The organism is Tsukamurella conjunctivitidis (assembly GCF_007858475.1).
Lineage (GTDB): Bacteria > Actinomycetota > Actinomycetes > Mycobacteriales > Mycobacteriaceae > Tsukamurella > Tsukamurella conjunctivitidis.
Genome location: NZ_VIGX01000007.1, coordinates 189,073 through 214,626 on the forward strand (window position 1 = coordinate 189,073; position 25,554 = coordinate 214,626).

Annotated in this window: 26 protein-coding genes; 14 read left to right on the forward strand and 12 right to left on the reverse strand. The window is 71.8% G+C overall.

Going from position 1 to position 25,554, the window contains the following annotated elements; translation table 11 throughout:
• Positions 1–5: 5 nt before the first annotated feature.
• Together FK530_RS14595 and FK530_RS14600 are read right to left on the reverse strand one after the other, a co-directional pair.
• Positions 6–1,079: a ferredoxin-like domain-containing protein gene (locus tag FK530_RS14595; protein ID WP_331456353.1), complete on the reverse strand. Its 1,074-nt coding sequence runs from the start codon at positions 1,077–1,079 to the stop codon at positions 6–8.
• The gene (locus tag FK530_RS14600) at positions 1,076–2,140 is read right to left on the reverse strand and encodes a beta-ketoacyl-ACP synthase 3 (RefSeq protein WP_146487760.1); all 1,065 of its coding nucleotides are present in this window, start codon (positions 2,138–2,140) and stop codon (positions 1,076–1,078) included. The genes FK530_RS14595 and FK530_RS14600 overlap by 4 nt, the downstream gene beginning before the upstream one ends.
• 169 nt (positions 2,141–2,309) lie before the next feature.
• Here FK530_RS14600 and FK530_RS14605 point away from each other — a divergent pair, with 169 nt between their 5' ends.
• A complete protein-coding gene (locus FK530_RS14605) occupies positions 2,310–2,927 on the forward strand; it encodes a TetR/AcrR family transcriptional regulator (protein WP_146487761.1) in 618 nt (205 codons plus the stop codon).
• Entirely contained in the window at positions 2,924–3,406 is a 483-nt protein-coding gene (locus tag FK530_RS14610) for an FAS1-like dehydratase domain-containing protein (protein ID WP_146487762.1), read from the forward strand. The genes FK530_RS14605 and FK530_RS14610 overlap by 4 nt, the downstream gene beginning before the upstream one ends.
• 5 nt (positions 3,407–3,411) lie before the next feature.
• On the opposite strand, the gene FK530_RS14615 is transcribed toward FK530_RS14610, so the two are convergent.
• Genes FK530_RS14615 through FK530_RS14625 form a run of 3 tightly spaced genes read right to left on the reverse strand, consistent with a single transcriptional unit; the run spans position 3,412 to position 6,268 of the window.
• On the reverse strand, positions 3,412–4,050 hold the full coding sequence (locus FK530_RS14615) for a LutC/YkgG family protein (protein ID WP_146487763.1): 639 nt from the start codon (positions 4,048–4,050) through the stop codon (positions 3,412–3,414).
• Positions 4,047–5,483, reverse strand: a complete 1,437-nt coding sequence (locus FK530_RS14620) for a LutB/LldF family L-lactate oxidation iron-sulfur protein (RefSeq protein WP_166443297.1) — start codon at positions 5,481–5,483, stop codon at positions 4,047–4,049. Before FK530_RS14620 ends, FK530_RS14615 begins: the two co-directional genes overlap by 4 nt.
• Before the next feature lie 44 nt (positions 5,484–5,527).
• Complete coding sequence (locus FK530_RS14625) at positions 5,528–6,268, reverse strand: (Fe-S)-binding protein (RefSeq protein WP_146487764.1); 741 nt, start codon at positions 6,266–6,268, stop codon at positions 5,528–5,530.
• 157 nt (positions 6,269–6,425) lie between these two features.
• Here FK530_RS14625 and FK530_RS14630 point away from each other — a divergent pair, with 157 nt between their 5' ends.
• The 6 genes from FK530_RS14630 (at position 6,426) to FK530_RS14655 (ending at position 15,276) form a co-directional block, all read left to right on the forward strand.
• Positions 6,426–7,172 (forward strand): FadR/GntR family transcriptional regulator, encoded by a 747-nt coding sequence (locus FK530_RS14630; protein ID WP_146487765.1) that lies wholly within the window; start codon positions 6,426–6,428, stop codon positions 7,170–7,172.
• 25 nt (positions 7,173–7,197) lie between these two features.
• Positions 7,198–10,767, forward strand: coding sequence for a cobaltochelatase subunit CobN (gene cobN, locus FK530_RS14635; protein ID WP_146487766.1), 3,570 nt, complete (start codon positions 7,198–7,200; stop codon positions 10,765–10,767).
• A 112-nt stretch (positions 10,768–10,879) separates the two neighbouring features.
• Positions 10,880–11,413 carry an FxsA family protein gene (locus FK530_RS14640; protein WP_146487767.1) on the forward strand — a complete coding sequence of 178 codons (534 nt, stop codon included), beginning with the start codon at positions 10,880–10,882 and terminating at the stop codon, positions 11,411–11,413.
• Positions 11,414–11,427: 14 nt separating this feature from the next.
• Positions 11,428–12,990: an amidohydrolase gene (locus tag FK530_RS14645; protein ID WP_146487768.1), complete on the forward strand. Its 1,563-nt coding sequence runs from the start codon at positions 11,428–11,430 to the stop codon at positions 12,988–12,990.
• Complete coding sequence (gene lnt, locus FK530_RS14650) at positions 12,987–14,525, forward strand: apolipoprotein N-acyltransferase (protein ID WP_146487769.1); 1,539 nt, start codon at positions 12,987–12,989, stop codon at positions 14,523–14,525. Before FK530_RS14645 ends, lnt begins: the two co-directional genes overlap by 4 nt.
• Positions 14,518–15,276, forward strand: coding sequence for a polyprenol monophosphomannose synthase (locus tag FK530_RS14655; RefSeq protein WP_146487770.1), 759 nt, complete (start codon positions 14,518–14,520; stop codon positions 15,274–15,276). Before lnt ends, FK530_RS14655 begins: the two co-directional genes overlap by 8 nt.
• A gap of 66 nt (positions 15,277–15,342) precedes the next feature.
• On the opposite strand, the gene FK530_RS14660 is transcribed toward FK530_RS14655, so the two are convergent.
• On the reverse strand, positions 15,343–15,678 hold the full coding sequence (locus FK530_RS14660) for an RNA polymerase-binding protein RbpA (RefSeq protein ID WP_068534369.1): 336 nt from the start codon (positions 15,676–15,678) through the stop codon (positions 15,343–15,345).
• Positions 15,679–15,743: 65 nt separating this feature from the next.
• Between FK530_RS14660 and FK530_RS14665 the strand changes: the two genes are divergently transcribed.
• The 4 genes from FK530_RS14665 to FK530_RS14675 are packed head-to-tail and all read left to right on the forward strand — an operon-like array spanning position 15,744 to position 18,224.
• Complete coding sequence (locus tag FK530_RS14665; RefSeq protein ID WP_146487771.1) at positions 15,744–16,079, forward strand: hypothetical protein; 336 nt, start codon at positions 15,744–15,746, stop codon at positions 16,077–16,079.
• A gap of 29 nt (positions 16,080–16,108) precedes the next feature.
• A complete protein-coding gene (locus tag FK530_RS25865; protein WP_158645105.1) occupies positions 16,109–16,921 on the forward strand; it encodes a hypothetical protein in 813 nt (270 codons plus the stop codon).
• Positions 16,918–17,529, forward strand: coding sequence for a CPBP family intramembrane glutamic endopeptidase (locus tag FK530_RS25870; protein WP_158645106.1), 612 nt, complete (start codon positions 16,918–16,920; stop codon positions 17,527–17,529). The genes FK530_RS25865 and FK530_RS25870 overlap by 4 nt, the downstream gene beginning before the upstream one ends.
• 38 nt (positions 17,530–17,567) lie before the next feature.
• The gene (locus FK530_RS14675; RefSeq protein WP_146487772.1) at positions 17,568–18,224 is read left to right on the forward strand and encodes a L,D-transpeptidase; all 657 of its coding nucleotides are present in this window, start codon (positions 17,568–17,570) and stop codon (positions 18,222–18,224) included.
• A 72-nt stretch (positions 18,225–18,296) separates the two neighbouring features.
• On the opposite strand, the gene FK530_RS14680 is transcribed toward FK530_RS14675, so the two are convergent.
• Together FK530_RS14680 and FK530_RS14685 are read right to left on the reverse strand one after the other, a co-directional pair.
• Complete coding sequence (locus FK530_RS14680) at positions 18,297–19,781, reverse strand: flavin-containing monooxygenase (RefSeq protein ID WP_146487773.1); 1,485 nt, start codon at positions 19,779–19,781, stop codon at positions 18,297–18,299.
• Positions 19,782–19,902: 121 nt separating this feature from the next.
• Complete coding sequence (locus FK530_RS14685) at positions 19,903–20,358, reverse strand: Rieske (2Fe-2S) protein (protein ID WP_205124211.1); 456 nt, start codon at positions 20,356–20,358, stop codon at positions 19,903–19,905.
• 29 nt (positions 20,359–20,387) lie between these two features.
• On the opposite strand from FK530_RS14685, the gene FK530_RS14690 reads away from it, so the two are divergent.
• Positions 20,388–20,873 carry a DUF2231 domain-containing protein gene (locus FK530_RS14690; RefSeq protein WP_146487775.1) on the forward strand — a complete coding sequence of 162 codons (486 nt, stop codon included), beginning with the start codon at positions 20,388–20,390 and terminating at the stop codon, positions 20,871–20,873.
• Positions 20,874–20,877: 4 nt separating this feature from the next.
• On the opposite strand, the gene FK530_RS14695 is transcribed toward FK530_RS14690, so the two are convergent.
• Together FK530_RS14695 and FK530_RS14700 are read right to left on the reverse strand one after the other, a co-directional pair.
• Positions 20,878–21,396: a gamma carbonic anhydrase family protein gene (locus FK530_RS14695; RefSeq protein ID WP_146487776.1), complete on the reverse strand. Its 519-nt coding sequence runs from the start codon at positions 21,394–21,396 to the stop codon at positions 20,878–20,880.
• An 11-nt stretch (positions 21,397–21,407) separates the two neighbouring features.
• A complete protein-coding gene (locus tag FK530_RS14700) occupies positions 21,408–22,130 on the reverse strand; it encodes a VIT1/CCC1 transporter family protein (RefSeq protein ID WP_146487777.1) in 723 nt (240 codons plus the stop codon).
• Positions 22,131–22,157: 27 nt separating this feature from the next.
• Between FK530_RS14700 and FK530_RS14705 the strand changes: the two genes are divergently transcribed.
• Positions 22,158–23,315, forward strand: coding sequence for an iron-containing alcohol dehydrogenase (locus FK530_RS14705; protein ID WP_146487778.1), 1,158 nt, complete (start codon positions 22,158–22,160; stop codon positions 23,313–23,315).
• Here FK530_RS14705 and FK530_RS14710 read toward each other — a convergent pair.
• Entirely contained in the window at positions 23,312–24,712 is a 1,401-nt protein-coding gene (locus tag FK530_RS14710; protein WP_146487779.1) for a PE-PPE domain-containing protein, read from the reverse strand. The genes FK530_RS14705 and FK530_RS14710 overlap by 4 nt on opposite strands.
• Before the next feature lie 172 nt (positions 24,713–24,884).
• A complete protein-coding gene (locus FK530_RS14715) occupies positions 24,885–25,517 on the reverse strand; it encodes a DUF305 domain-containing protein (protein WP_146487780.1) in 633 nt (210 codons plus the stop codon).
• Positions 25,518–25,554: the final 37 nt, after the last annotated feature.

Below are 25,554 nucleotides of genomic sequence, written 5' to 3' on the forward strand. Positions count from 1 at the left end.
GAAGTCTATGCGGCGGGGCCGGCGGGGTCGTCCAGGGGAAGGACCACCCGGCGGTGCTCGCCGGGCGGTGCGCCGCAGCCGCGCTCGCAGGCGACCACGTGGACGCGCTCACCCGCACCGATCCGCTCCGCCGCCCGGGCGGCATGAGCGAGCGAGTCCCCCTGCGCGCGGGCGCATCCGTGGTCGCCCACGCAGGCGCTGACCCGGAGCAGCGGCGCGTTCGCGTCGAAGATGAGGCCCATCGGCGCGAGCACCCGGACCACGGTCTCCGCTGCGCCCTCATCGAGCCCGTGCAGGTGCAGCGTGCGCCAGGGGGTGATCGTGATCGGGTGGTCGACGGCGGCCACGAACTGCGCGGTGCGGGGCTCCAGCCGGCCGAGGGGAACGCCCATGCCGAGGGTCACCGCACCGTCGGGCAGGTCGAACCACCCGACGGGCGGCGGCGTCGGCGGCGCCGGCACCTCTCGCTGGCCGGTGACGGCCCCGCCGAGGGCAGCGGCGATGCGTTCGGCCCCCTCGGGCAGGTCCCGGATCCGCCACTCGTCGGTCCGCAGGTCGAGAAAGGCCTGCGCGGCGTCGAGCAGTGCGTCGACCGTGCCGGGCAGGTCGGTGGGCCGGCCGGCGAGATGCAGAACACCCGCCCGGCTCTCGGCGTCGGCGGCGAGCGAGGCGACGTCGCCGTCCTCGTCGAGCGCGAACAGGAAGCGTCCGGGGAGCTCCGCGAGGCCGGGGCGGGACCGGATCGCCTCGTCGAGTCGCGCGGCCGTGGCGCGGAGCCCGGCGGCGAGTGGGGAAGCGACGATGTTGCGCACCCGCTCGTGCGTCGACGAGGGGAGCAGGCCCGCGGCGACGAGGCGTGCGCGCACGGTCTCGAGGTCGGTGACCCCGCGCAGTTGGAGGTTGCCGCGGGAGGTGAACTCGAGCGGCTCACCGCCCGCGAGCTCGGCGAGAACGTCGAGCTGCGCGGGTTCGAGAGCGCCGCCGGGCAGCCGGACCCGGACCAGGGCGCCGTCGGCCGCGGCGTGCGGCCGCAGGACGCCCGGGCAGGAGTCGGGCTGCTTCGGCTGCAGGGCGATCAGTCCTCGAAGTGGACCGGCGGGAGGGTGATGACGTGGCCGGCGTAGGCGAGGCCGGAACCGAAGGCCATCACGAGCGCGGTCTGGCCGGGCGCGGCCTTGCCGGTACGCAGCAGTTCCTCGACGGCGAGCGGGATGGACGCCGCGGAGGTGTTGCCGGTGGTGACGATGTCCTCGGCGACCACGCAGTCGTCGCGCAGCTCGAGGGCCTTGATGAGCACCTGGGTGATGCGGAGATTGGCCTGGTGGGGCACGAAGACGTCGATGTCCTTCGACGTCAGGCCCGCGAGCTTGAGGGCCTCCTGGCAGGCGGGCAGGAGCGCGGTTGCGGCCCAGCGGAAGACCTTGCGGCCCTCCATGCGCAGGAACGGGCGGACCGGTGCCTCGGTCGTGGTGTCGTCCCGGAAGGCGTGGACCTCGTCGAAGTACGTGCCGAAGTCCTTGTCCTGGAAGATCGCGGTGGTGAAGTCGCCGTCGGCGCCCCACGACACCTGGGAGATGCCCACCTCCTCGGAGGGGCCCAGCACCGCGGCGCCGGCACCGTCGGCGAAGATGAAGGCGCAGGTGCGGTCCTCGGGGGAGATGAGGTCGGAGAGGCGCTCGACGCCCACGACCACGACGTACTTGGCGGTGCCGGCCCGGATCAGGTCGGTGCCGACGGCGGCCGCCGTGGTGAAGCCCGAGCAGCCGGCGGTGATGTCGAACGCGGGGATACCGACGCGGCCCAGTTCCTTGGCGATCTGCGGTGCCAGCGACGGGCCGAGCTCCAGGCGGGTGTTGGTGGCGGAGATGACGCAATCGACCAGCTGCGGGTCGATGCCCGACGCCTTCACCGCGCGCTCGGCGGCCTTGACCGACATCGAGAGGATGGTCTCGTCGTCCTCGGCGAAATGCCGCGACTCGATGCCCGAGCGGGTCTTGATCCACTCGTCGCTCGAGTCGATCTTGTCGACGATCTCGGAGTTGGGCACTACGCGCCGCGGACGGTAGGCGCCGATCCCGAGGTAGCTGACATTGGGCTGCTCAGCGGGGGCGGGAGCGGCGATCCGGGCGGGCGCGGTCATGCGTGGGTTACTCCGTTCGAAGGATGGGCGAGGATGAACCATTCGGTTCATCGATCCGTCATTGGTAACATGAACCGAGCGGTTCAAACAAGCGCCGCGCCACCGCGTGGCGAGTTCCACCCCACGACGGTCCGCTGTTCGTCGAAGAGTTGAGGAGGGTTCGGCCCCGATGCCCGCCGCCCCCAAGCCGCGTCCCCGTCCCCGGGTCCGACTGGTCAACACCGCGCTCAATCTGGTCGGCCGTCACGGTTTCGCCGACGCCGGCCTCGCCGAACTCACCGCGCAGTCGCAGGCCTCGAAGAACTCGCTCTACCAGTACTTCCCCGGCGGGAAGGCAGAACTCGTCGAAGCGTCCACGTCGCTCGCGGGGCGACGCCTGCTGCGGTACATCGACGCCGCCACCAGCAAGGGCGAGCCCCGCGAGTGGATCGGCCGGTTCATCGAGCTGTGGAAGCGCGTGCTGGTCCGCTCCGAGTTCCAGGTGGGGTGCCCCCTGCTCGCGGCCGCACTCGCCGACGGGGCGCCGCGCGTGCAGGACGCCGCGACCGCCGCGTACACCGAGTGCGAGCGCCGGTTCGCCTCGGCTCTCGTCGACTACGGCGTCGATGAGCGTGGTGCGCTGGTCTTCGCCTCCGTCTTCATGAGCTCGATCGAGGGCGCAGTCGCGCGGGCCCGCGCCGCGCGCGACATCTACCCGCTCACCGACGTCTACCACTCGATGATGGCGCTGCTCGACCTGACGATGGCGGCTCCCGACGTGGTGCGGGGCGCTACAGTCGCCGAATGACCGACGGCGCCTACACGTACTGGCTGGACGATTGCTACTCCGTCGACGGGGAGGGGCTGCGGGCGTACGCCCGGGCCACCCGCTCGCCGCACGTCCCCTACGCGATGAGCCGGATCATCCCGCGCGACACACCCGTGCCGCCGCTCATCGTGGCCGACCCCGTCTTCAAGGTCGCCGCCCGGCTGCTGGCCGAACAGATCGAGGACTTCAACGTCGGACGGCTGCTGCACGTCTCGCAGACGGTGCGCCAGCTGGAGCCGATCCACATCGGCGACGTCGCGTCGCTCGGCGCCCGGATCGCCGACCGCGTCACCCGCGCCGGGATCGACCTGTTCACCGTGGAATGCGCGATCCGAGTGGGCGGCGAGACCCGGATCGAGACCTCCAGCGTCGTCGCCTACTCCGGCGGCGAGGACGTGAACACCGAGCTCGTCGACGCGGCCTCGCGCGGGATAGTCATGCACGGCGCCGTGCTCTGATTCGTTCACTCGACCACGATCACCCGCAGGCTCCGGGGGCCGTGCACGCCCTCCACGCGGTCCAGCTCGATGTCGCTGGTCGCGCTGGGGCCGCTGATCCAGGTCAGCGGGCGCACGTGCGCACCGATCGTCCGCAGCCGCGCGACGGCCGCGGGCACGTCGTCGACGATGCGCGCCGCGTGCACCACGCAGACGTGCACGTCCGGCACCAGGGTGGCCGCGCGCCGCCCCTGTCCGGGGCCGTGGTCGAGGACGATCGTCCCGGTGTTCGCGATCCCGACGGTCGCGGTCGTCACCACCGCCGCCGCGGCGTCGAGCCGGTACGGCGAGAGGCGCTCGTCGTCGAGCCAGGGGAGCGGGCCGGACACCAGGTCGCGCACCACCCGGTCGCCGAGCACACCCGCCGCCGGGTCGATCGGTCCGAGCGCGGCGCGCACCGTCGCACCGAGGTCGGCGGCGGCGCACCGGCGGACGTCGGCCCGGTAATCGGCTACCCGTTCCGCGAACCGGTCGACCACCGCGAGCTCACCGGTCCCGACGGCCCGGCCGTACGTCCAGGGGACGGGCGTCTCGGCGATGTCGCGGTCGCCGATGTCGGCCAGTGCCGCTCGTACCCGGCCCAGGATCTCCTCGCGCGCGGTCATCGTCCGTCGCCTCCGTCGTGCTCGCGGGCCCACCACTGGCGGAAGGTCTCCGTCGGCGGGACGGGGGTGTCGCGCTCGGCGCTCCACCCCCGCATCGGGCCCGGGAGCCGGCCCAGGTTCTCCCGGTTCCGGAGGACCCGGCCGCCGAGGGTGGCCGCGCGCTGCGCCGCGCCGAGCCTGCCGGAGCTCCCGAACATCCACGCGGCGCCCTTCATCGCCACGGCCTCGGGCTTCGGGACGTCACCGCGCGCCTCGTCGACGACGCGGGTCCGCAGGTGCACCAGCAGGTCCGGGATCGGGATCTTCACCGGGCACGCGTCGAAGCACGCGCCGCACAGGGTGGAGGCGTAGGGCAGCGAGGCGTCGACCGCCGAGGAGGTGCCCCGCAGCTGCGGGGTCAGCACGGCGCCGATGGGGCCGGGATAGACCGAGCCGTAGCTGTGACCGCCCACCCGCTCGTACACGGGACACACGTTCAGGCACGCGGAACAGCGGATGCAGCGCAGGGCGGAGCGGCCCACCTCGTCGGCGAGGACGTCGGTGCGGTGGTTGTCGAGGAGCACGATGTGCACGGCCTCGGGTCCGTCGCCGTCGCCCGCGGGGCCGGTCCAGAGGGACGTGTAGGGGTTCTCCCGCTCGCCGGTGCTGGACCGGGGGAGCACCTGCAGGAAGACCTCGAGGTCGTCGAACGTCGGCAGGATCTTCTCGATGCCGACCACCGAGATCAGGGTCTTCGGCAGGGTCAGGCACATGCGGCCGTTGCCCTCGGACTCGACCACGACGAGGCCGCCGGTCTCGGCGATGGCGAAGTTGGCGCCGCTGATGCCCACCTCGGCGCGGAGGAACTTCTCGCGCAGGTGCAGGCGCGCCGCCTCGGCGAGGCGGGCGGGCTCGTCGGTGAGGTCGCCGGGGGCGGGGCGACCGACCTCCTTCATGCGGCGCAGGAAGATGTCGCGCACCTCGGTGCGGTTGCGGTGGATCGCGGGCACCAGGATGTGGCTCGGCCAGTCCTCGCCGAGCTGCACGATGAGCTCCGCGAGATCGGTCTCCCAGGCGTCGATGCCGGCGGCGGCGAGGGCCTCGTTGAGCTCGATCTCCTGCGTGGCCATGGATTTCACCTTCACCACCTCCTCGGCGCCCGCCGCGCGGACCAGGTCGACCACGGTCCGGTTCGCCTCCTCGGCGTCGCGGGCCCAGTGCACGACGGCGCCCGCCGCAGTGGCGTTGGCCTCGAACTGCTCGAGGTAGTGGTCCAGGTGCCGCAGGGTGCGGTTCTTGATCGCCTCCGCGGCGTCGCGCAGCTGTTCCCAGTCGTCGAGCTCACCCACGACGGAGGCGCGCTTGCCCCGGATAACGGAGGTGGCGTGCTTGAGGTTGCGGCGCAGGGTGGTGTCGCCGAGCGCCTCGCGGGCCGCGGCGGGGAAGGCCGGCATGCCGACGAACGTGCCGGTCACGCCGACGTGGGGATGCCCGGTGATCACGGCCGGCCTCCTTCGGCCGAGGCCAGTATCTCGGCGAGGTGGACGGTGCGGACGCCGTCGCGACGACGCGAGAGCAGGCCGCCGATGTGCGCGAGGCAGGAGTTGTCGCCGGCCACGAGGTACTCGGCACCGGTGCCTCGCACATTCGCGGTCTTGTCCAGGCCCATCGCCACCGAGACGTCGGCGTTCTTCATGGCGAAGGTGCCGCCGAAGCCGCAGCACTGGTCAGCGTCCGGAAGCTCGACGAGGTCGATGCCGCGCACGGCGCGCAGCAGTCGCAGCGGGCGGTCGCCGACGCGGAGCATGCGGAGCGAGTGGCAGGTCGGGTGGTAGGTGACGCGGTGCGGGAAGTAGGCGCCCACGTCGGTGAGCCCGAGCACGTCGACGAGGAACTCGCTGAGCTCGTGGACCCGGGGCGTCAGCTCGTCGACGGCGGCACGGAGGCCGGGGTCGCGCGCGCGGTCCGCGAGGCCCGCGTGCTGATGCCGCACGGAGCCGACGCAGGAGCCCGACGGCGCGACGACGGCGTCGTACCCGGCGAAGACGTCGACGAACCGCCGGACGCCGGGGATCGCCTCGTCGGCGTAGCCGGTGTTGGTGAACATCTGCCCGCAGCAGGTCTGAGCCCGCGGGAACTCGACGTCGACGCCCAGGCGCTCGAGCAGCCGGACGACGGCCTTCGGGGTCTCGGGCCACATCGTGTCGTTGAAGCAGGTGGCGAACAGGGCGACCTTCACGACGGCGCCGTCCGGGCGCGCGGGGGCGTGGCTTCATGCATGGGAGTCTCCGGAGGCTGAGGTGAGACATTCACTGTGGTCGGACCACAGGATCGAAGGTAGGGTGACGGGGACCACATGTCAACCGGCACACGCCCTTCGTGGAAGGCTCACGGACATGACGCTCGACGCACCGGACTGGCGGCCCGTCGCCCGCACGCGCACGTACGAGCTGGTGATCGGGGCGATCGAGGAGCAGATCCTGGGCGGCACCCTGCGGGTGGGCGACGCGCTGCCGCCCGAGCGCGACCTCGCGGCGCGACTGCGGGTCAGCCGCCCCGCGGTGCGCGAGGCGCTGCGCGTGCTCGAGGCGCAGGGCGTCGTGACCTCCGGCACGGGCAGCGGCCCGCGCGCGGGCACCTTCGTCAGCGCCATGCCGGCGGATTCGCTCGCGCACTTCCTCCGCCTGCACATGGCGCTCACCAACTTCGAGTTCCCGGAAGTCGTCGAGGCGCGCGTCCTGTTGGAACGGTCCTCGGTGTCGCTCGCCGCCCGCGACGCCGATGACGCGGCCCTGGCCCCCGTGCGGGCCGCTCTCGCCGCGATGGACGACGCGGGCGACGACCGGTCGGCCTTCAACGACGCCGACACCGACTTCCACACGGCGATCGCCGAGGCATGCGGGAATCGCCTCGTCACGACGGTCACCGTCGCCATCCGCGGCGCCCTCCGCGCGGGGATCCTGGCCGCCTTCGGTGACGTCGAGGACTGGCCCGCGCTCACCGCCGTGCTGCAGCAGGAGCACCGGGCGATCCTCGCGGCGATCGAAGCCGGTGACGCCGCGCGTGCCGCCGACCTGACCGAGGCGCACATCCGTGGCGCCTACCGCCGCCTACCCGGACTGCACTCGGGGACGATCGTCTGAATCGTCTCCCACTAGGGTTGGCCCGGTGATCCTTCTCCTCTCCACCTCGGACACCGACCTCCTCAGCGCGAAGGCCAGCGGCGCCGACTACCGCTGGGCCAATCCCGCGCGGATCAGCGTGGATCTCGACCTTCCCGGCCTGCTCGACGGCGCCGACATCGTCGTGGTCCGCATCCTCGGCGGGCGGCGGTACTGGGAGAGCGGGCTCGACGCGCTGGCCGCCAGCGGTAAGCCGGTCGTCGTGGTCTCGGGGGAGCAGGCGCCCGACGCCGACCTCATGGAGGCCTCGACGGTGGCCGCCGGCGTCGCCACGCAGGCGCACGCCTACCTCGCCGAGGGCGGACCGGAGAATCTGGCGCAGCTGTACCACTTCCTGTCGGACACGATCCTGCTCACCGGCGACGGCTTCGCCCCGCCCGTCGCGGCGCCGCAGTGGGGCCTCGTTCCCCGCGAGCACGCCGGCGACGGGCCGCGGATCGGCGTCCTCTACTACCGCGCCCAGCACCTCGCCGGGAACACCGCGTACATCGACGCGCTCGCCGCGGCGATCGAGGACCGCGGCGGTGTCGCGGTGCCCGTCTTCTGCGCCTCGCTGCGTACCGCCGACGACGCGCTCTTCGCCGAGCTCGGCACGCTCGACTCCCTGGTCGTGACGGTGCTGGCGGCGGGCGGCGTCAACGCCGCCGGCGCAGCCGCGGGCGGCGACGACGAGTCCTGGGACGTCGGCCGGCTCGCCGCGCTCGACATCCCGATACTCCAGGCGCTGGCGCTCACCACCTCCCGCGAGCAGTGGGAGAGCAGCGACGACGGCCTGAGCCCGCTCGACGTCGCCACCCAGGTCGCGATCCCGGAGTTCGACGGCCGCATCATCACGGTGCCCTTCTCGTTCAAGGAGATCGGCGACGACGGCCTGCCCGCCTACGTGCCCGACGCCGAGCGCGCGGGCCGCGTCGCCGGCCTGGCGCTGCGGCACGCCCGGCTGCGGTCGATCCCGAACGGCGACAAGCGCATCGCGCTCATGCTCTCGGCGTACCCCACGAAGCACGCGCGCATCGGCAACGCCGTCGGCCTGGACACCCCGCAGTCCGCGCTCGAACTCATCCGGAGGATGCGGGACGCGGGCTACGACGTCGGCGCACCGTCGGACATCCCGGGGCTCGAGGCGGACGACTCCGACGCCTTCATCCACGCCGTGATCGCGCGCGGCGGCCAGGATCCCGACTGGCTCTCCGACGAAAGGCTCGACGGGAGCGAGGTCACCGTCGCCCCCGAGACCTACCGCGCCTGGTTCGCGACCCTCCCGGAGGGCCTGCGGAACGCGGTGACCGAGCACTGGGGCGAGGCGCCCGGCGGCCTGTTCACCACCGCGTCCGGCGACATCGCGATCGCCGCCCTGCGGTTCGGCAACCTCACCGTCATGGTGCAGCCGCCGCGCGGCTTCGGCGAGAACCCCGTCGCGATCTACCACGATCCGGACCTGCCGCCGAGCCACCACTACCTGGCGAGCTACCGCTGGGTCGCCGACCGCGAGAACGGCTTCGGCGCTGACGCGGTGATCCACCTCGGCAAGCACGGCAACCTCGAGTGGCTGCCCGGCAAGACGCTCGGCATGTCCGCGGAGTGCGGCACCGACGCCGCCCTCGGCGATCTGCCGCTGATCTATCCGTTCCTGGTCAACGACCCCGGCGAGGGCACGCAGGCCAAGCGTCGTGCGCACGCCGTGCTCGTGGACCACCTGATCCCGCCGATGGCCCGCGCCGAGAGCTACGGCGACATCGCGCGCCTCGAGCAGCACCTCGACGAATACGCCAACGTGCAGAGCCTCGATCCCGCGAAGCTGCCCATGATCCGGCAGCAGATCTGGACGCTGCTGCAGGCCGCGAAGCTCGATCACGACCTCGGCCTGGAGAACCAGCCCGACGAGGACGCCTTCGACGACATGCTGTTGCACGTCGACGGCTGGCTCTGCGAGATCAAGGACGTCCAGATCCGCGACGGCCTGCACATCCTGGGGGCCGCACCGTCGGGCGACGCGGAGACCGATCTCGTGCTCGCCATGCTGCGTGCGAAGCAGATGTGGGCGGGCTCGGTGCACACGGCGGGCCTGCGCGAGGCGCTCGGCCTCGAGGAGGACGGCACCGCGTCGAAGGCGAAGACCGACGAGTTCGAGGCGCGCGCCCGCGAACTGGTGGTCGCCGCGGCCGCCGCGGACTGGGCCCCGTCGGCCATGGCGGGCCTGAGCGACGACCCGGCGGTGGTGAAGATCCTCGACTTCGCCGCGACCGAGGTGGTGCCGCGGCTGCGCCGCACGGGCGACGAGATCGACCACGTGCTGCGGGCACTGGCCGGCGGCTTCGTGCCCGCCGGACCGTCGGGCTCGCCGCTGCGCGGGCTGGTCAACGTGCTGCCCACGGGCCGCAACTTCTACTCGGTCGACCCGAAGGCGGTGCCCTCGCGGCTGGCGTGGGCGACGGGGCAGGAGCTCGCCGCCTCGCTCGTGGACCGCTACCGCGCCGAGCACGGCGAGTACCCGCGGTCCGTCGGCCTCTCGGTGTGGGGCACCTCCGCGATGCGGACCGCCGGCGACGACATCGCCGAGGTCCTGGCCCTGCTCGGCGTCACGCCGGTGTGGGACGAGCAGTCCCGCCGGGTCAGCTCGCTCGAAGTCATCGGGCTGGAGGAGCTGGGCCGGCCCCGCATCGACGTCACCGTCCGGATCTCCGGATTCTTCCGCGACGCCTTCCCGCACGTCGTCGCGATGCTCGACGACGCGGTCCAGCTGGTCGCGCAGCTCGACGAGCCCGAGGAGCAGAACTTCGTCGCGGCGCACACCCGCGCCGCGCTCGCCGACCACGGCGACGAGCGGCGGGCGACGACCCGCGTCTTCGGTTCCAAGCCCGGCACCTACGGCGCCGGCCTGCTGCAGCTCATCGACTCGAAGAACTGGCGCAGCGACGCCGACCTCGCCGAGGTCTACACGGCGTGGGGCGGGTACGCCTACGGCCGGGGCCTCGACGGTGCGCCCGCCGCCGACGACATGCGCGCGGCGTACCGTCGGATCAACGTCGCCGCGAAGAACATCGACACCCGCGAGCACGACATCGCCGACTCGGACGACTACTTCCAGTACCACGGCGGCATGGTCGCGACGGTGCGTCACCTCACCGGATCCGATCCCGAGGCCTACGTCGGCGATTCGACGCGCCCGGACTCGGTGCGCACCCGCACGCTGAGCGAGGAGACCAACCGCGTCTTCCGCGCCCGCGTCGTGAACCCGCGCTGGATGGCCGCGATGCGGCGGCACGGCTACAAGGGCGCCTTCGAGATGGCGGCCACGGTGGACTACTTGTTCGGCTTCGACGCCACCGCGGGCGTGATGGCCGACTGGATGTACGAGAAGCTCACCGAGAACTACGTCCTCGACCCCGAGAACCGCAAGTTCATGGAGGAGTCCAACCCGTGGGCGCTGCACGGCATCGCCGAACGGCTCCTCGAGGCCTCGCAGCGCGAACTGTGGAAGGAGCCGGACCCGCAGCTCCTCGCCGACCTCCAGCAGGTCTACCTCGACACCGAGGGCGACCTCGAGGACCGCTGACCCCCGAGTGAACACTGTTTCGGACCACCGCGACCTGGTCCTTCCCTGGCAGGGACAGTGTTCACTCGGCGAAGGCAGGGAACCTTTCGCCCGGTTCGCCCGTTGTAGGGATATGAAGCTCTTCGCGTTCCTGACCTACATCGTCGTGGAGATCGCCGCGTTCGCCGGGCTGGTGTCCTGGCTCGGCTTCGGGTGGGCGCTCCTCGCCGTGATCGGTGCGACCGCCCTCGGCGTGCTCATGCTGCGCCGCACCGCCGCCGGCGTGCTCCGCGACCTCGGGGAGGCCCTGGACGGCCAAAGGTCCGCGGGCCCCGCCCTGATGGACACCGCGATCCTCGCCGCGGCCGTCTTCCTGCTCGCCGTGCCCGGCGTGGTGAGCACGGCGCTCGGCCTGCTGCTGCTGATCAAGCCCGTCCGCGCGGTCGTGCGGCCGGCGGTCGCCTACGTGGGCGCCAAGCGTGTCGCCTCCTTCGTGGAGGAGTCCGGCCTGGTCACCGTTCTCGCCGGACAGCGGCGCGGCTACGGCACCGTCGTCGACGGTGACGTGGTTTCGGGACCCTCGCGGGCCGACAGCCCCGTCGTCGACGTCACCGGCCCCGGGCAGTACGGCCCCCGGCCCGGGTTCCGCGAGTTGCCGCCCGCGTAGCAGACTGGTCCACCGTGACCACCGAACTGCTCGTCGGCGGGCGGATCTACACGCCCACGTCCACCACCGCCACGGCCCTCGCGGTCGAGAACGGGCGCATCAGCTGGATCGGTGAGGACCGCGCCGCCCGGGCCCTGCACCCGGACGCGCAGGTCACCGACCTCGACGGCGCCTTCGTCGCCCCCGCTTTCGTCGACACCCACGTGCACCTCACCGCGACCGGTCTCACCCTCACCGGACCGGAGCTCTCGGGCGCGCGCGACGCGGTGCGCGCCGCACTGGCCGGCGCGCCCGGAGAGGCGGTGATCGCGCGCGGCTGGGACGACACCACCTGGGACCGCCCCCTGCAGCGCACCGACCTGGACGAGGGGCGCGTCGTCTACGCCGCCCGGATCGACGAGCACTCGGCGCAGGCCAGTACCGCGCTGCGTGCTCTCGTTCCGGGACTCGCGGGCCTCCCGGGTTACTCGCCCGACGGTCCGTTGACCGCCGCGGCCCACCACGCCGTCCGCGCCGCCGCCCACGCGGCACTGAGCGACGCGCAGATCACGGCGGCACAGACCGCGGCGCTCGATGCCGCCGCGGCCGCGGGCATCGCCGCCGTTCACGAGTGCGGCGGCCCGGACATCGCGGGGGAGCGCGACTTCGCCCTCCTCGGCGCCCTCACCCACCGGGTCCGGGTGCGTCGGTACTGGGGCGAGGCGGCTCGCGACGCCGACGACGCCCGCGCGATCGTCTACCGCACCGGGGCCGACGGCCTGGCCGGCGACCTCTTCGTGGACGGATCGCTGGGCAGCCGCACGGCACTGTTGCACGCGCCGTACGCGGACGCACCGTCGAACGGAGTGGCGTACCTCGACCAGGAGGCGGTCACCGCGCACGTCCTGGCCTGCACCCGGGCCCGGATCCAAGCCGGCTTCCACGCCATCGGCGACGCCGCGATCGCCCGCGTGGTCGCGGCCTTCGCGGCGGCCGTCGACGACTTCGGCGGGCCCCGGGTCGCCTCCTGCGGGCACCGCGTGGAGCACGCCGAGATGGTGTCGCCGGAGGAAGCGGCGAAGCTCGGCGACTGGGGCGTGAACGCCTCGATGCAGCCGCAGTTCGACGCACTCTGGGGCGGGCCCGACGGGATGTACGCGCGCCGGCTCGGCGCGGAGCGCGCCGCGACGCTCAACGATTTCGCTCTGCTCGCCAAGAACGCGGTGCCGCTCGCCTTCTCCTCGGACTCGCCCGTCACCCCGCTCGACCCGTGGGCCACCCTGCGGGCCGCGACACAGCACCACACTCCGGGCAGCGCCGTCTCCCCGCGCGCGGCCTTCGCGGCCGCGACCCGCGGTGCGTGGCGGGCCGGAGGAGTCCGCGACGGCGTCGCCGGCACCCTGGTCCCGGGCGCGCCCGCGACCTTCGCGGTCTGGGACGCCGACGAGCTGGTGGTGCGGGCACCGTCGGACGCGGTGCAGCGCTGGTCGACCGACCCGCGCGCCGGCGTCGCGCCGCTGCCCGATCTCGCTCCGGGCGCGCGTCTGCCGCGGTGCCTGCGCACCGTGGTCGACGGCCGGACGGTGTTCGCCGCGTGAACGTCCTGCTCCGCGGGGGAGTGAGCCTGCTCGCCGGGGTCGCCGTGTTCTTCGCCTTCCCGCCCGCGGGGTGGTGGTGGCTCGCGCCCATCGGCATCGCGGCCCTCGTCGCGGTGCTCACCGTGCCGGAGCGGATCACGCTGCGCGGCGGATTCCTCTACGGCTTCCTCGCCGGCCTCGGCCTGTTCGTCCCGCTGCTCAAATGGATCGATTCGATGGTGGGGGCGCTGCCGTGGATCGGCCTCGGCATCACCTGCGCGCTGTACTACGGCGCCTTCGGCCTGATCGCGACGCGCGTCGCCCGCGCTCCGGGCGGGCCGGTGTGGGTCGCCGCGGCGTTCTCGGTGACGGAGTGGGCGCGCGCGTCCTTCCCGTTCGGGGGCTTTCCATGGGGGAGGCTCGCCTTCAGCCAGGCCGACGGTCCGCTGCTCTCCCTCGCCCGATTCGTCGGGGCGCCGGGGCTCTCCTTCGCCGTCGCGCTGGTGGGCGCGTGCCTCGCCGCCGCCGGGGTGGCGGCCTTCCGCCGCGCGGACCGTCGGACCTACCTGCTGCCCGCGGCGGCCGCGGCGCTGACCGGCATCGCGACTGCGGCGGCCTGGCCGTTCGTGGGCGCACCGTCGGACGGGCGCGAGGTGACCATCGCCGCGATCCAGGGGAACGTGCCCGAACAGCGATGGGACGTCGCGACACAGCGCGAGGCCGTGCTCACCAACCACCTGACCGAGACGCACCGGCTCGCGACGGACGTGCGGGAGGGCCGGGAGAAGCAACCCGACGTGGTGATCTGGCCGGAGAACTCCTCGGACGTCTCGCCCGAGCGCGACCCCGAGGTGGCCGCGCGGATCCGCGCCGCCGCCGCCGACGTGGGCGCTCCGATCCTCGTCGGCACAGTGCACTACGACGGCACGGGCCGCTACTACAACAGCATGATCCTCATCGACGCGACCGGCCCGCTCGAGCGGCACGACAAGGCGATCCTCCAGCCCTTCGGCGAGACCATGCCGATGCGGGACTTCTTCCGCCTGTTCAGCGACTACGTCGACCTGGCGAACGACTTCACGCCCGGCACCGGTACCGGTGTGGTCAGCCCGAACGGCGTCCCGCTCGGTGTGGCGACCTGCTACGAGGTGGCCTTCGACCGGGCGCTGCGCGGCTCCGTCGAGAACGGCGCGCAGGTGCTCACCGTGCCCACCAACAACGCCACCTTCGGACGCACCGGCATGACCTATCAGCAGCTCGGCATGTCCCGGGTGCGAGCCGTCGAACTCGACCGGGACGTCGTGGTCGCGGCCACCACCGGGGTCAGCGCCCTGGTACGCCCCGATGGCGACGTGACCCGGCAAACGAGCATCTGGACGAACGACCACCTCGTCGAGACGATCCGGCTGCGCGGGGGCCTCACACCGGCCGCCCGCCTGGGGGACTGGGGCGAGGTCGCACTGCTCATGGCCACCCTCTGCGGAATCGCGATCGCGATAAGGCACGATGGAGGTCTGTTTCAGCCCGCCCACGGACCGAGGAACCTGCATGAGTGAGACGTCAGCGCCGTCGTCGAAGACGCTGGTGATCATCCCCACGTATAACGAGCTGGAGAACCTGCCGCTCATCGTGGGCCGGCTGCACCGCGCGCAGCCCGGTGTCGACGTGCTCGTGGTCGACGACAACAGCCCCGACGGCACCGGCGGACTCGCCGACACCATGGCCTCGGAGGACCCGCGGATCCACGTCCTGCACCGGGCCGAGAAGAACGGACTGGGCGGGGCCTACATCGCGGGCTTCAAGTGGGCCCTCGAGCGCGACTACCGGGTCATCGTCGAGATGGACGCCGACGGCTCGCACGCCCCGGAACAGCTGGAACGCCACCTCGCCGCGATCGACGCCGGCGCCGACCTCGTGATCGGTTCCCGCTACGTCTTCGGCGGCAAGACGGTCAACTGGCCGCTGTCGCGGCAGCTCATCTCGCGCGGCGGCAACGTCTACAGCCAGGTGATCCTGGGCACCCGGATCCGCGACATCACCGGCGGGTACAAGGCCTTCCGCCGCGAGACCCTGGAGGGGCTCGGTCTCGACGAGATCGAGTCGCTCGGCTACAGCTTCCAGATCGACCTCACCTGGCGAGCGGTGCAGGCGGGCTTCACCGTGGTCGAGGTGCCCATCACGTTCACCGAGCGCGTCATCGGGGAGTCGAAGATGAGCGGCTCCATCGTCAAGGAGGCCGCGACCCTGGTCCCGAAGTGGGGCTACCGTGCGCGCCGCCGCAAGCTGCAGCGTCTGCTCGGCAAGTAGTCCACGGACGACGAAGGGCCCCGGATCGCTCCGGGGCCCTTCGCGTTCGTGAGACGAACCTCGCGACTACTTACCGCGCCGCGCCTTCAGCAGGTCCAGGCGCTCCTTGAGGAGCTCCTCGAGCTCGCCCTCGGACCGCCGCTCCAGCAGCATGTCCCAGTGCGTGCGCGGCGGCTTCGCCTTCTTCTCCTCGGGTGCGACCCCGTCGATCAGGGTGCCCTCGAGCCCGTTCTTGCACAGCCAGGTGCCGGGGAGCTCGGCGTCGTCCGCGAACGGGACGTCGAACTCCTCACCGTTGTCCGTGCGGTACCGCGCCACCCGGCGCGGAGCGAGGTCGTGGTCCCGATCCGTCTCATAGCTCACCGCGCCCAGGCGGCTGCCCCGTAGAACTCGATCTGCCATGCTTCTCCCAACCTCTCGCCTACGCCGAACATTCCCAGTCTACCCGGTTCACTAGACTGCGGCCCATGACCACCGCTCGCCGTCGCAGGTCCGCCGCGTGTGCGTGGTGCGGGCGCGAGGTCGTCTCCGAGGGCCCCGGCCGCACCCGCAAGTACTGCCGCCGGTCCTGCCGGCAGCGTGCCTACGAGGCCCGCACCGCTCTCGCCGGGACCTCCCTGCCGCCGGATTCGGTGGTCCTCACCGCGGACGAGGCCGAATCGGTCGGGGAGCGTATGTTCGAGGTGCGATGCGCGGCCGAGGACGTCCGCACCGCGATCGCCGAGGGCGCCGGCCAGGACGAACTCGCCGAGCTCGCGGACCGGCTCGTCGAGACCGCGCGCGCCGCGGAACGTCTGCGCTGACCACGCGCCGCACCAGAGAGGGAATGTCGATGACCCACGCCCGGACCCGGTTCGCCGCGGTGCTCCTCGCGAGCCTGCTCGCCCTCGCGTCCTGCGCGTCGGACAAGCCCACCCCGGTGATCTCGCAGGAACCCGCGCCGCCCGCCCCGGCGGCGCTGCCCGCGGACTGGAACGAATCGTCCGTGCAGGTACCGGCCGATGCCGGCGCCGCCGTCTACGTCTCGCCGCGCGACCCGAAGCGCCTGCGCGCCGCGCTCATCCTCTCCGGACCGGACCGCGCGGGCCGCATCGCCGCACGCGAGCTGTCGGTGATGCTGGCGCAGCACGGCGTGGCCTCGCTACGGTTCGACGCGGCACCGTCGGGCACGCCGGACTTCGCGGCGCAGGTGGATCGCGCCGGGAAGGGTCTCACGGCGCTCGCCGAGCGTGCGGGCCTGGGCGACGATCGCCTGCTCGCCGTCGGCCACGGCACCGCGGCACCCCTCGCCCTCGCGCTGGGCACCGGTGGCACCGGCCGCGCTGCCCTTCCGATGGCCCTCATCGAGCCGGTGCTGACGGGCCTGCCCCCGGGGACCCCGGACGTGCTGCGCACCGCGATGACCCTCCCGCCGCAGAAGCACAACCTCATCACCTGCTCGGACGCCGACATCGCCGTCGACTGCTCGGCGACGCAGGACCTCGCCGACGTGATGACCGGCACCCACGCCAACTACGTGCGGCTGCGCGGCGTGAGCCACGCCCTGCAGGAGGACGCCTCACGCGATCCCGCCCGTTACGGCAGCGATCTGCCCTTCTCCGCCTCCCTGTACCGCTCTCTGGGCTCCTGGACGGCGATGCAGTGATCGGTCCCGCACGGGGCGCCGCCGCACTGGCGGCGGGCGCGGCGATCGCGTGGTCGAACGCCGCGCTGCCCCGGCTCGCGGACCGGTTCGACTGGAACCGCGACGGCCGGACGGCGGCGACGCTCGCCTTCTGCGCCGCCGACGCGGCGCTCGCCCGATCCCGCGTTCCGACGGCGGCGGGCCTGGCCGCCGGGGGAGCACTCGCGGCCGCGGGCCTGGCGCTCGTGCGGCCCGTGCGGCGCGAGCCGCCGTCGGCCCCGGCGAAGTGGATCCTGGTGGACATCCCACTCGGCACGGCACTGCCGGAGGAGCTGCTCTTCCGTGCGGCCCTGACGCCCGCACTGCAGTCCGCGTACGGCCGTCGCGCGGGCGCGATCGCGGGTCCGGTGACCTTCGGCCTGTGGCACGTCGGCGCTGCACGCAGCGCTCACGACCCCGTATTTCCGACAATCGGCGTCACCACGGTGTTCGGTGCCCTGATGGACGCCCTCGCCCGGCGAACGGGCAGGTGGTGGCCGTGTTTCGTGGTCCACTGGATGCTGAACGGCAGCGGTGTGATCCTCAGCTCCGGTTCAGTGATTTCTTCACCTGGGCCCCTCGACCCGTAGAATCGTGCGCAAAGCTTGATACCGCAGGAGGAACAACGATGACTGACCGGAACCTCGGTCCCACCGGCGTCAGCCGCCGCGGCTTCGCGCGCCTCGGCGCGGGCGCGGCAGCGGCGATCGTCGCGGCCACGGCCTCCGCGGCCGTCGCGGGCGCAGCGCCCACGACCCCGTCCCGCCCGACGTCGCCCCGCCCGTCCGGGCCGTCGACGCCGGCCGGCGCCACCGAGACGAGCACGACCGTCGCGGCCTCGCCCGAGCCCCCCGTCGCCACCAAGACCGGCTGGGTCGCTCTCGCGGACGACAACACGAAGCAGATCACCGTGTGGCACAACGGCGAGGTCGTCAAGACGATGCCGACGTCGTTCGGCACGAACAAGCACCCCACGCCCAACGGCACGTACTACACCATGGAGAAGAAGCGCGACATGTACATGGACTCGTCCACGTACGGCGTGCCGGTCGACTCCCCGGAGGGCTACCGCACGTACGTCGAGTACGCCACGCGCATGTCGTGGAGCGGGATCTTCGTGCACGCCGCCCCGTGGTCGGTGAACCAGCAGGGCGTGTCCAACGTGAGCCACGGCTGCCTCAACGTGAGCACCGCCAACGGCAAGTACTTCTACGACAACTTCCCGATCGGCTCTCCGATCGTGGTGCGCAACACCGTCGGCGGCACCTACGTGCAGGGCTCGTAGGCCGGTAGCCGCCTCAACGGAAGAACCCGCCCCCGGAGAGGGGGCGGGTTCTTCCGTTTCGCGATCAGGCGATCAGACGCCGGCCTTCGACGGCGCCGCGACCGTGCCGAACTTCAGCTCGGGCGCGTCCACGCGCGAGCGGCGGTAGTCCAGCGAGTCCAGCACGAAGTTGTGCCGGATCATCCACGGCTGCTCGGTCGCGGCCTTGGGCATCGCGTCGGGCGAGCGCTGGACGTAGCCCGAGCTCAGGTCCAGGGCGGGGTGCTCGGTGAGCACCTTGCCGCCGACCTCCGGCTCGACGTGGGTGTACCCCTTGACCACCATGTGGTTGAGCAGACGCGCGATGCCACGGGCCGAGATGTCGGCACGCAGCGTCCACGAGTTGTTGGTGTAGCCGATGATGAAGGCGAAGTTGGGCACGCCCTCGAGCATGTAGCCGTTGTAGGCGAACTTGTCGTTGGGCTTGATCGGCGCCCCGTCGACGTTGACCTCCACGCCGCCGAAGGCGAGCAGCTGCAGGCCCGTCGCGGTGATCACGATGTCGGCCTCGAGCTCACGGCCCGACGCCAGGCGGATGCCCGTCGCGGTGAAGGTGTCGATGGTGTCGGTGACGACCTCGGCCTTGCCGTCGCGGATCGTCTTGAACAGGTCGCCGTTCGGCACGACGCACAGGCGCTGATCCCAGGGCTCGTACTTGGGCTTGAAGTGGACGTCGACCTCGTAACCCTCGGGCAGCATGGCCTGGTTGAGCTTGCGCAGGAACTTGCGGGAGGTCTTCGGGAACGAGCGCGCCAGCACGTACTGGCCGACATTGATGGCGGCGTTGACGTTGCGGGTGATGTTGTGCGCGAGGGCCGCGGGGAGCACCTTGGCACCGAACTTGGTGAGCGGATCCGCGTTCGGGACCGGCAGCACGTAGGTGGGGGAGCGCTGCAGCATGGTGATGTGCTCGACGTCGTCGGCCATCGACGGGATGAGGGTGATGGCGGTGGCACCGGATCCGATGACCACGACCTTCTTGCCCTGGTAGTCGAGATCCTCGGGCCAGTGCTGCGGGTGCACGACCTGCCCCTGGAACTGGTCGACGCCGGGGAACGGCGGCTCGTAACCGGCGTCGTAGTTGTAGTAGCCGGTGCAGGCCACGAGGAACCGCGACTGGTAGACGACCTGCTCGCCGTCGCGCTCGGCGGTGACCGTCCACAGGTCCGTCCGCGAGTCGAAGTCGACGGTGCCGACCTTGGTGTTGAAGCTGATGTTCTTGTCGATGCCGAACTTCGCGGCGGCCTGCTCGATGTAGGCCTTGATCTCGGGGCCGCCCGCGAGGCGGTTCGTGCCCTTCCAGGGCAGGAACGGGTAGCTCAGGCTGAAGATGTCCGAATCGGACCGGATCCCGGGGTACTTGAACAGGTCCCAGGTGCCGCCCATCTCGGCGCGCTGCTCGAGCACGGCGTAGCTGAAGTGCGGGACCTCGTTCGAGACGCGGTAGGCGGTGTCGATGCCGGCGAGTCCGGCGCCCACGATGAGCACGTCCTTGTAGATCGCCTCGGGATTGGCCACGGGAGCCTCCTCGTTGAAGTGGTGAAGGTCCCGGCGGTGGCTGCCTACTGAGACCTGTTCAATAACGTTCCCGTCATGCTACAACGCGGTAGCTTTCGGGTCCATGCCTATCACCCCGCCGTCATCCGACGACGAGTTCCTCCCCGTCGCGCCGCACCGGGACCGAGGCCAGCGCCGACTTCGCGGGCCCCTTCTCCACCGCGCCGGTGCCCCCGTTGAACCTCGATCCGTGGGCCGGGCATTCGAGTTCGAGCCCGTCCTGCGCGGCCACGGTCGCACCCTGATGGGTGCACGCCGCGTCGAAGGCGACGAATGCGCCGTCCGTGGGCTGGGCGACCACGTAGGGCTTCGCGCCCGCGATCACGACGGCGCTCCCCACGGGCACCTGGGCCACGGGGATCCGGGCGCCACCTGCGCCGCCGCTGGAGGTTCCGTTCGTAGGGGTGGAGCCCGACGGGGCGTCATCGGTCTTCGAGGTCGTTCCACAGGCCACTGCGACGGGCAGGATCGCGATACCGGGAAGCGCCGCGAGGACCGCACGCCGTGTGGGGCAGAAGGTTGGCTGAGTTGTCCGCATCACGGGGATCACTCTGCCAGCATTGATGCGTGCTCACCGAGATCGCGGGAATTCCGAGTCATCCGTTGTTGGTGCACGCGGCCGTCGTGCTGCTGCCGCTGGCCGCGCTGGCTCTCGTCGTCGCCGCCTGGTGGCGGGCCGCGCGCAGCCGGCTGGGGGTCGGTCTACCCGTGTTCGCGCTGGTCGCGGCCCTCGCGTGCTTTCTCGCCAAGGAGTCCGGCGAGAGATTGGAGGAGCGCCCGTCGATGGAGGGCATGCGCGAGCAGATCGCGGCGCACTCGAACCAGGGCACGGCGACCTTCCTCTGGTCGCTGGCACTGCTCGTCGTCGCGGCCCTGGTGTGGGCCGGTTCGAGCCCGGTGGTCACCTCCCGCGTCGCCGCGACATCGCTCCTGTCCGGCCGCGTGGGCGGCGCCGTCCTGGGCCTGATGGCGACGGTGACCGCCGCCGCATGCCTGTGGGGCGTGATCGCCGCGGGGCACTCCGGCGCGACGATGGTGTGGTCCGGGCTCTGAGTGGCTACGCCGGCCCGGTCTGTGTGGAATGGGCCTGCGTGAGGAACTGGTAGCCGGCGGCGTTCGCCGTGATGCCGGCGCGCTCGTCCTCGCTGAGCTCGCGCCGCACCTTCGCAGGCACACCCGCGACCATCGATCCGGGCGGCACCTCCATCCCCTGGGGCACCAGCGCGTTCGCCGCGATCAGGCTGCCGGCACCGATCACCGCGCCGTTGAGGACGACGGCGCCCATGCCGATGAGGACGTCGTCGCCCACGGTGCATCCGTGCACGACGGCATTGTGGCCGATGGAGACGCGCTCACCGACGGTCAGCGGGAAGCCCGGATCGGCGTGCATCGCCACTCCGTCCTGCACGTTGCTGTTCTCCCCGATGACGATCGGCGTCGTGTCGCCGCGGACCACCGCGCTGTAGAACACGCCCACACCCGGGCCGAGTTCCACGTCGCCGACGACGGTGGCGGTCTCCGCCACCCAGGCCGTCTCGGCCACACGGGGCGTCTTGTCTGCGAATCGTGCGATCACTCGCGGCCTCCTCAGGCGATTCCGGTGGTGCCGAGAACCTTACCGACCACGTAGGTCACGGCCATCGCGATCAGGCCGCCGAGCACGACCCTGGCCGTCGCGCGCCGCACGTCGGCGTCGCCGAGGCGCGCCGAGACGTAGCCGGTGAGGGCGAGCCCGACGAGCACGGCGACGACGATCGCCAGGATGCGCTGCGCTTCGATGAGCGACGCGAGGATCGGGATCGCGGCGCCCACGCTGAAGGACACGGCCGACGACAGGGCCGCCGCGATCGGGCTGGTGAGGTTCTCCTCGTCGATGCCGAGCTCCGCATCCAGGTGCGCCTGCAGCGGGTCGTGCGCCGTGAGTTCCTCGGCGACGAGCCTCGCGGTAGCGGGGGAGAGGCCCTTCTGCCGGTAGATCTGCTCCAGCTCCGCGAATTCGTCGTCGGGCATCTCCCGCAGCTCGGCCTTCTCCTTGGCGATGAGTGCGACCTCGGTGTCGCGTTGCGTGCTGACGGACACGTACTCGCCGAGGGCCATCGACACGGCGCCCGCGGTGAGACCGGCGATCCCCGCGGTGAGCACCGCAGGCGACGAGCCGGTGGCAGCGGCGACACCGATGACGATGCCCGCGGTGGAGATGAGGCCGTCGTTCGCGCCGAGCACCCCCGCCCGCAGCCAGTTCAAACGGTCCCCGATCGCGGCGTGGTGGGGCTCGAATTCGTGTGTGCCTTCACCGATCTGCTCAGCCATGCGAAGAAGTCTAGGTACGTTCGTGGCATGACTGCACCACAGATAGGACTTCCCCGTCGGCTCGCGGTCGGAGGCGGCGCACTCGCCGACTCCGGCCGCCTGGTCCGGGAGCTCGGGTTCTCTCGACCCGTGGTGGTGACGGACGCCTTCCTCTCCGCGCAGGGCACCGTCGCGCGGCTGGTCGCGGCGCTGACGGACGCGGGCTGCGAGGTCTCGGTCTTCGACGGGACGGTGCCCGACCCGACGACGGACTCGCTCGGCCCCGGGCTCGGCGTGGTCCGCGAGCACCGCGCGGACTGCGTCATCGGCCTCGGCGGCGGTAGCCCTCTGGACACGGCGAAGGCTCTCGCCGTGCTCGCCGAGGGCGGCGGCACCATGCGGGACTACAAGGCGCCCACCGTCACCGTCGGGCCGGCCCTGCCGGTGATCGCGGTTCCGACGACGGCCGGCAGCGGCAGCGAGGCCACACAGTTCAGCATCATCACCGACAGCGCGAGCGACGAGAAGATGCTCTGCCCGGGTCCCGCGTTCCTGCCGGTGGCGGCGATCGTCGACTACGAGCTCACCCTCTCCATGCCCGCGCGCCTCACCGCCGACACCGGTGTGGACGCCCTCACCCACGCGATCGAGGCGTACGTCAGCCGGAAGGCGAACCCGTTCGCCGACGGCTTCGCGCTGACCGCGATCTCCACGATCGCGGCGAACATCCGTGCCGTGTACGCCGACGGTGCCGACCGTCCGGCCCGGGAGGCCATGATGCTCGCGGCCACCCAGGCAGGCGTCGCCTTCTCCAACAGCTCGGTCGCGCTCGTGCACGGCATGAGCCGACCGATCGGCGCGCACTTCCACGTGGCACACGGCCTGTCGAACGCCATGCTCCTGCCGGCGGTCATGCGGTTCTCCGTGGGCGCGGCGCCGTCGCGCTACGCGGATTGCGCCCGCGCGTACGGGCTGTCCGGGGACTCGGACGAGGCCCTCGCGCGGAGCCTCGTCGTCGCGATCGAGCAGCTCTGCGCCGACCTCGCCGTGCCCACGCCCCGCGCGTACGGCATCGACCGGACACGGTGGGACGAGCTCGCGCCACTGATGGCGGAGCAGGCCCTCGCGTCCGGTTCACCCGGCAACAACCCGCGGGTGCCGGACGCGTCCGAGATCGTCGCCCTGTACGACGAGGTCTACGGCTAGGCGGCTGTCGGCGTGTCCTGCGTCGGCGAGCCGCCGGCCGGGGCGCCGTCCTCGTCCGCGGCCGACCCCTCGGTCGACTCGTCGGCGTGACCCTCCGGTGCCGGGTCCACCGTCGCGGGGACTTCCGCCACCGGAGTCGTGGTCCCCGTCGACTCGGAGTCGGCCTGCGGCGAGGTGGGCGCCGTCGGCGGGGTCTCCGCGGGAGGCGCAGGCGTGGATCCCCGGTCCGCTGTGGGCGACGGGATCGGCGCCGCCTCGACGCTCGTCGGAGAGTCGGTGGAGGAGAGCAACTCGGCGACGGGCACCGCGCCCGGCCGGTCGTCACGATGCCGGGCACCACCGGAGGACTCCTCCGCGGTCGGGGTGGCCACGGGCGCCGAAACGGGCGGGCGGGGCACGAGCCCGCTCTCGCCGGGTTCGGGCACCGGGATCAGCCCGTTCAGGAACTGATCGAACTGGATCGGGACGTCGAATCCGTTGCGCCGGAGCATCCAGCCCCAGGGATTCTCCCTGTCGATCGAGACCCACGTCGTCTGGTCCTCGACCCACGTGCGCTTGATCGTTCCGTCCGCATAGGTCTCGACGGTGACGGTGTTGCCGTTACGGATCTCGGTGCGGGTGGCGACCGGGGTCTCCGGTGATGATCCGGGTGTGAAGGGCTCTCCGGTGAGCGGGGAGTACCGGCCGATGTCCTCCGCCGTGTAGACCGTGCCGTGCATCAGGAATCCGGGTACGAGGTACACCATGGCCGACACCGGATTGAGTCCCATCGCACAGCCGATATCGCCCTTGACGCAGATGCTGATCACCTTCGCGCCGGACGCACCGTCGTTACGGATCGGGCCGTTGTGCAGACCGGGAATGCCTGCCGGTATCACGTTCCAGGCGCCGGAGCGGACGAAGCTCGGGCTGCCCTGCTCGATGAAGGTCAGCTTGGCGGAGCCGTCGGAGGGGCGCGGATGGTCTCTGCCGTACCGCAACACGGCCAGTCCGACGACATCGGCCCCCTGCGAGATCGTGTAGACCACGACCTCCTCGTCCGGATTCTGCTTCGCCGCGGTGATCGCCTCCACCGTGGCCGTCGCACCGATGTCGTTGGACTGGGCGTAGGTGTGCTCGCCATCGCTGCTCAGCGCGAATCCCGGGAAGCCGATCCCGAACACCGCCGGGTACTGGACGAAGACGGGTGCCGGCCCGGTGTAGTCGCCGCTGATCCGCTTCCACTGGTCCTTCGCCGTGGGATCACTCGCGCCGCCGACGACGATGAGCGTCTTCGCGGCGACCTGTGCGAGGAAGTCCGCACCGCCTCCGGTGAGCGCCAGCGCCCCGGCGAGGCCGGTGCCCGCCAGTGCGAGAGCGATCGGTCTCGGCCTACTGCGAACAGAGGAGGGCGTCATCGAAATGCTCACTTTCTCGAAGCAAAGAAGCTGGAGAGCTCAATCCAGCTGATTCTGCACGAGAATGATTCCGGCGGAACCGTTTCGCCGAAGCTGTGAGCGACCGGCCCGGAGGTGCACCGCGGCCGCCGATCCCGTGGCGGGGTCGGCGGCCGCGCGGGTCGTCAGTCGATCACAGGAGCTTCTCCATGCGGGCGATCTCGGCCTGCTGGCCGCTCTTGATCTGCTCGGCGATCTTCCGGTTCTCCGGGTTGACGCCCTTCGCCAGTTCGGTATCGGCCATTGTGATCGCGCCCTTGTGGTGGGCGATCATCATCGTTAGCCACTCACGGTCGAAGTCGGCGCCGCGGAGCGAGCCGAGCTTGGCCATCTGCGCGGGCGTCATCATGCCGTCCATGGCGTGGTCCATGGTCGCGCTGGGGGCGGGCTTGCCCCACTGCGCGAGCAGGCGGGTGAAGGCGTCCATCTCGGGCTGCTGCGCACCCCGGATCTCGGCGGCGAGCTCGACGACCTCGGGCCGGGCACCCTTGCCGTCGACGAGTTTCGCCATCTCGACGGCCTGGGCGTGGTGCGGGTACATCATCGTGGCGAACTCGACGTCGGCGTCGTTGAACTGCGCGGTGACGGCCGTGCTGGACGGTGCCGCGGCGGCATCGCCGTGGCCGGCGTGGCCGGCGGTCGTCGTGGCGGCCGCGCTCGACGCGGCGGTGTCCGCCGATCCGCCCGAGGAGCAGGCGCCGAGGAGTACGGCGCCGGCGGCGACGGCGGACAGGATGGTGGCGATGCGGATTCGTGCGATGTTCATGGTTGATCGGTCCTCTGCGAGGTTCGTAACGGTCTGA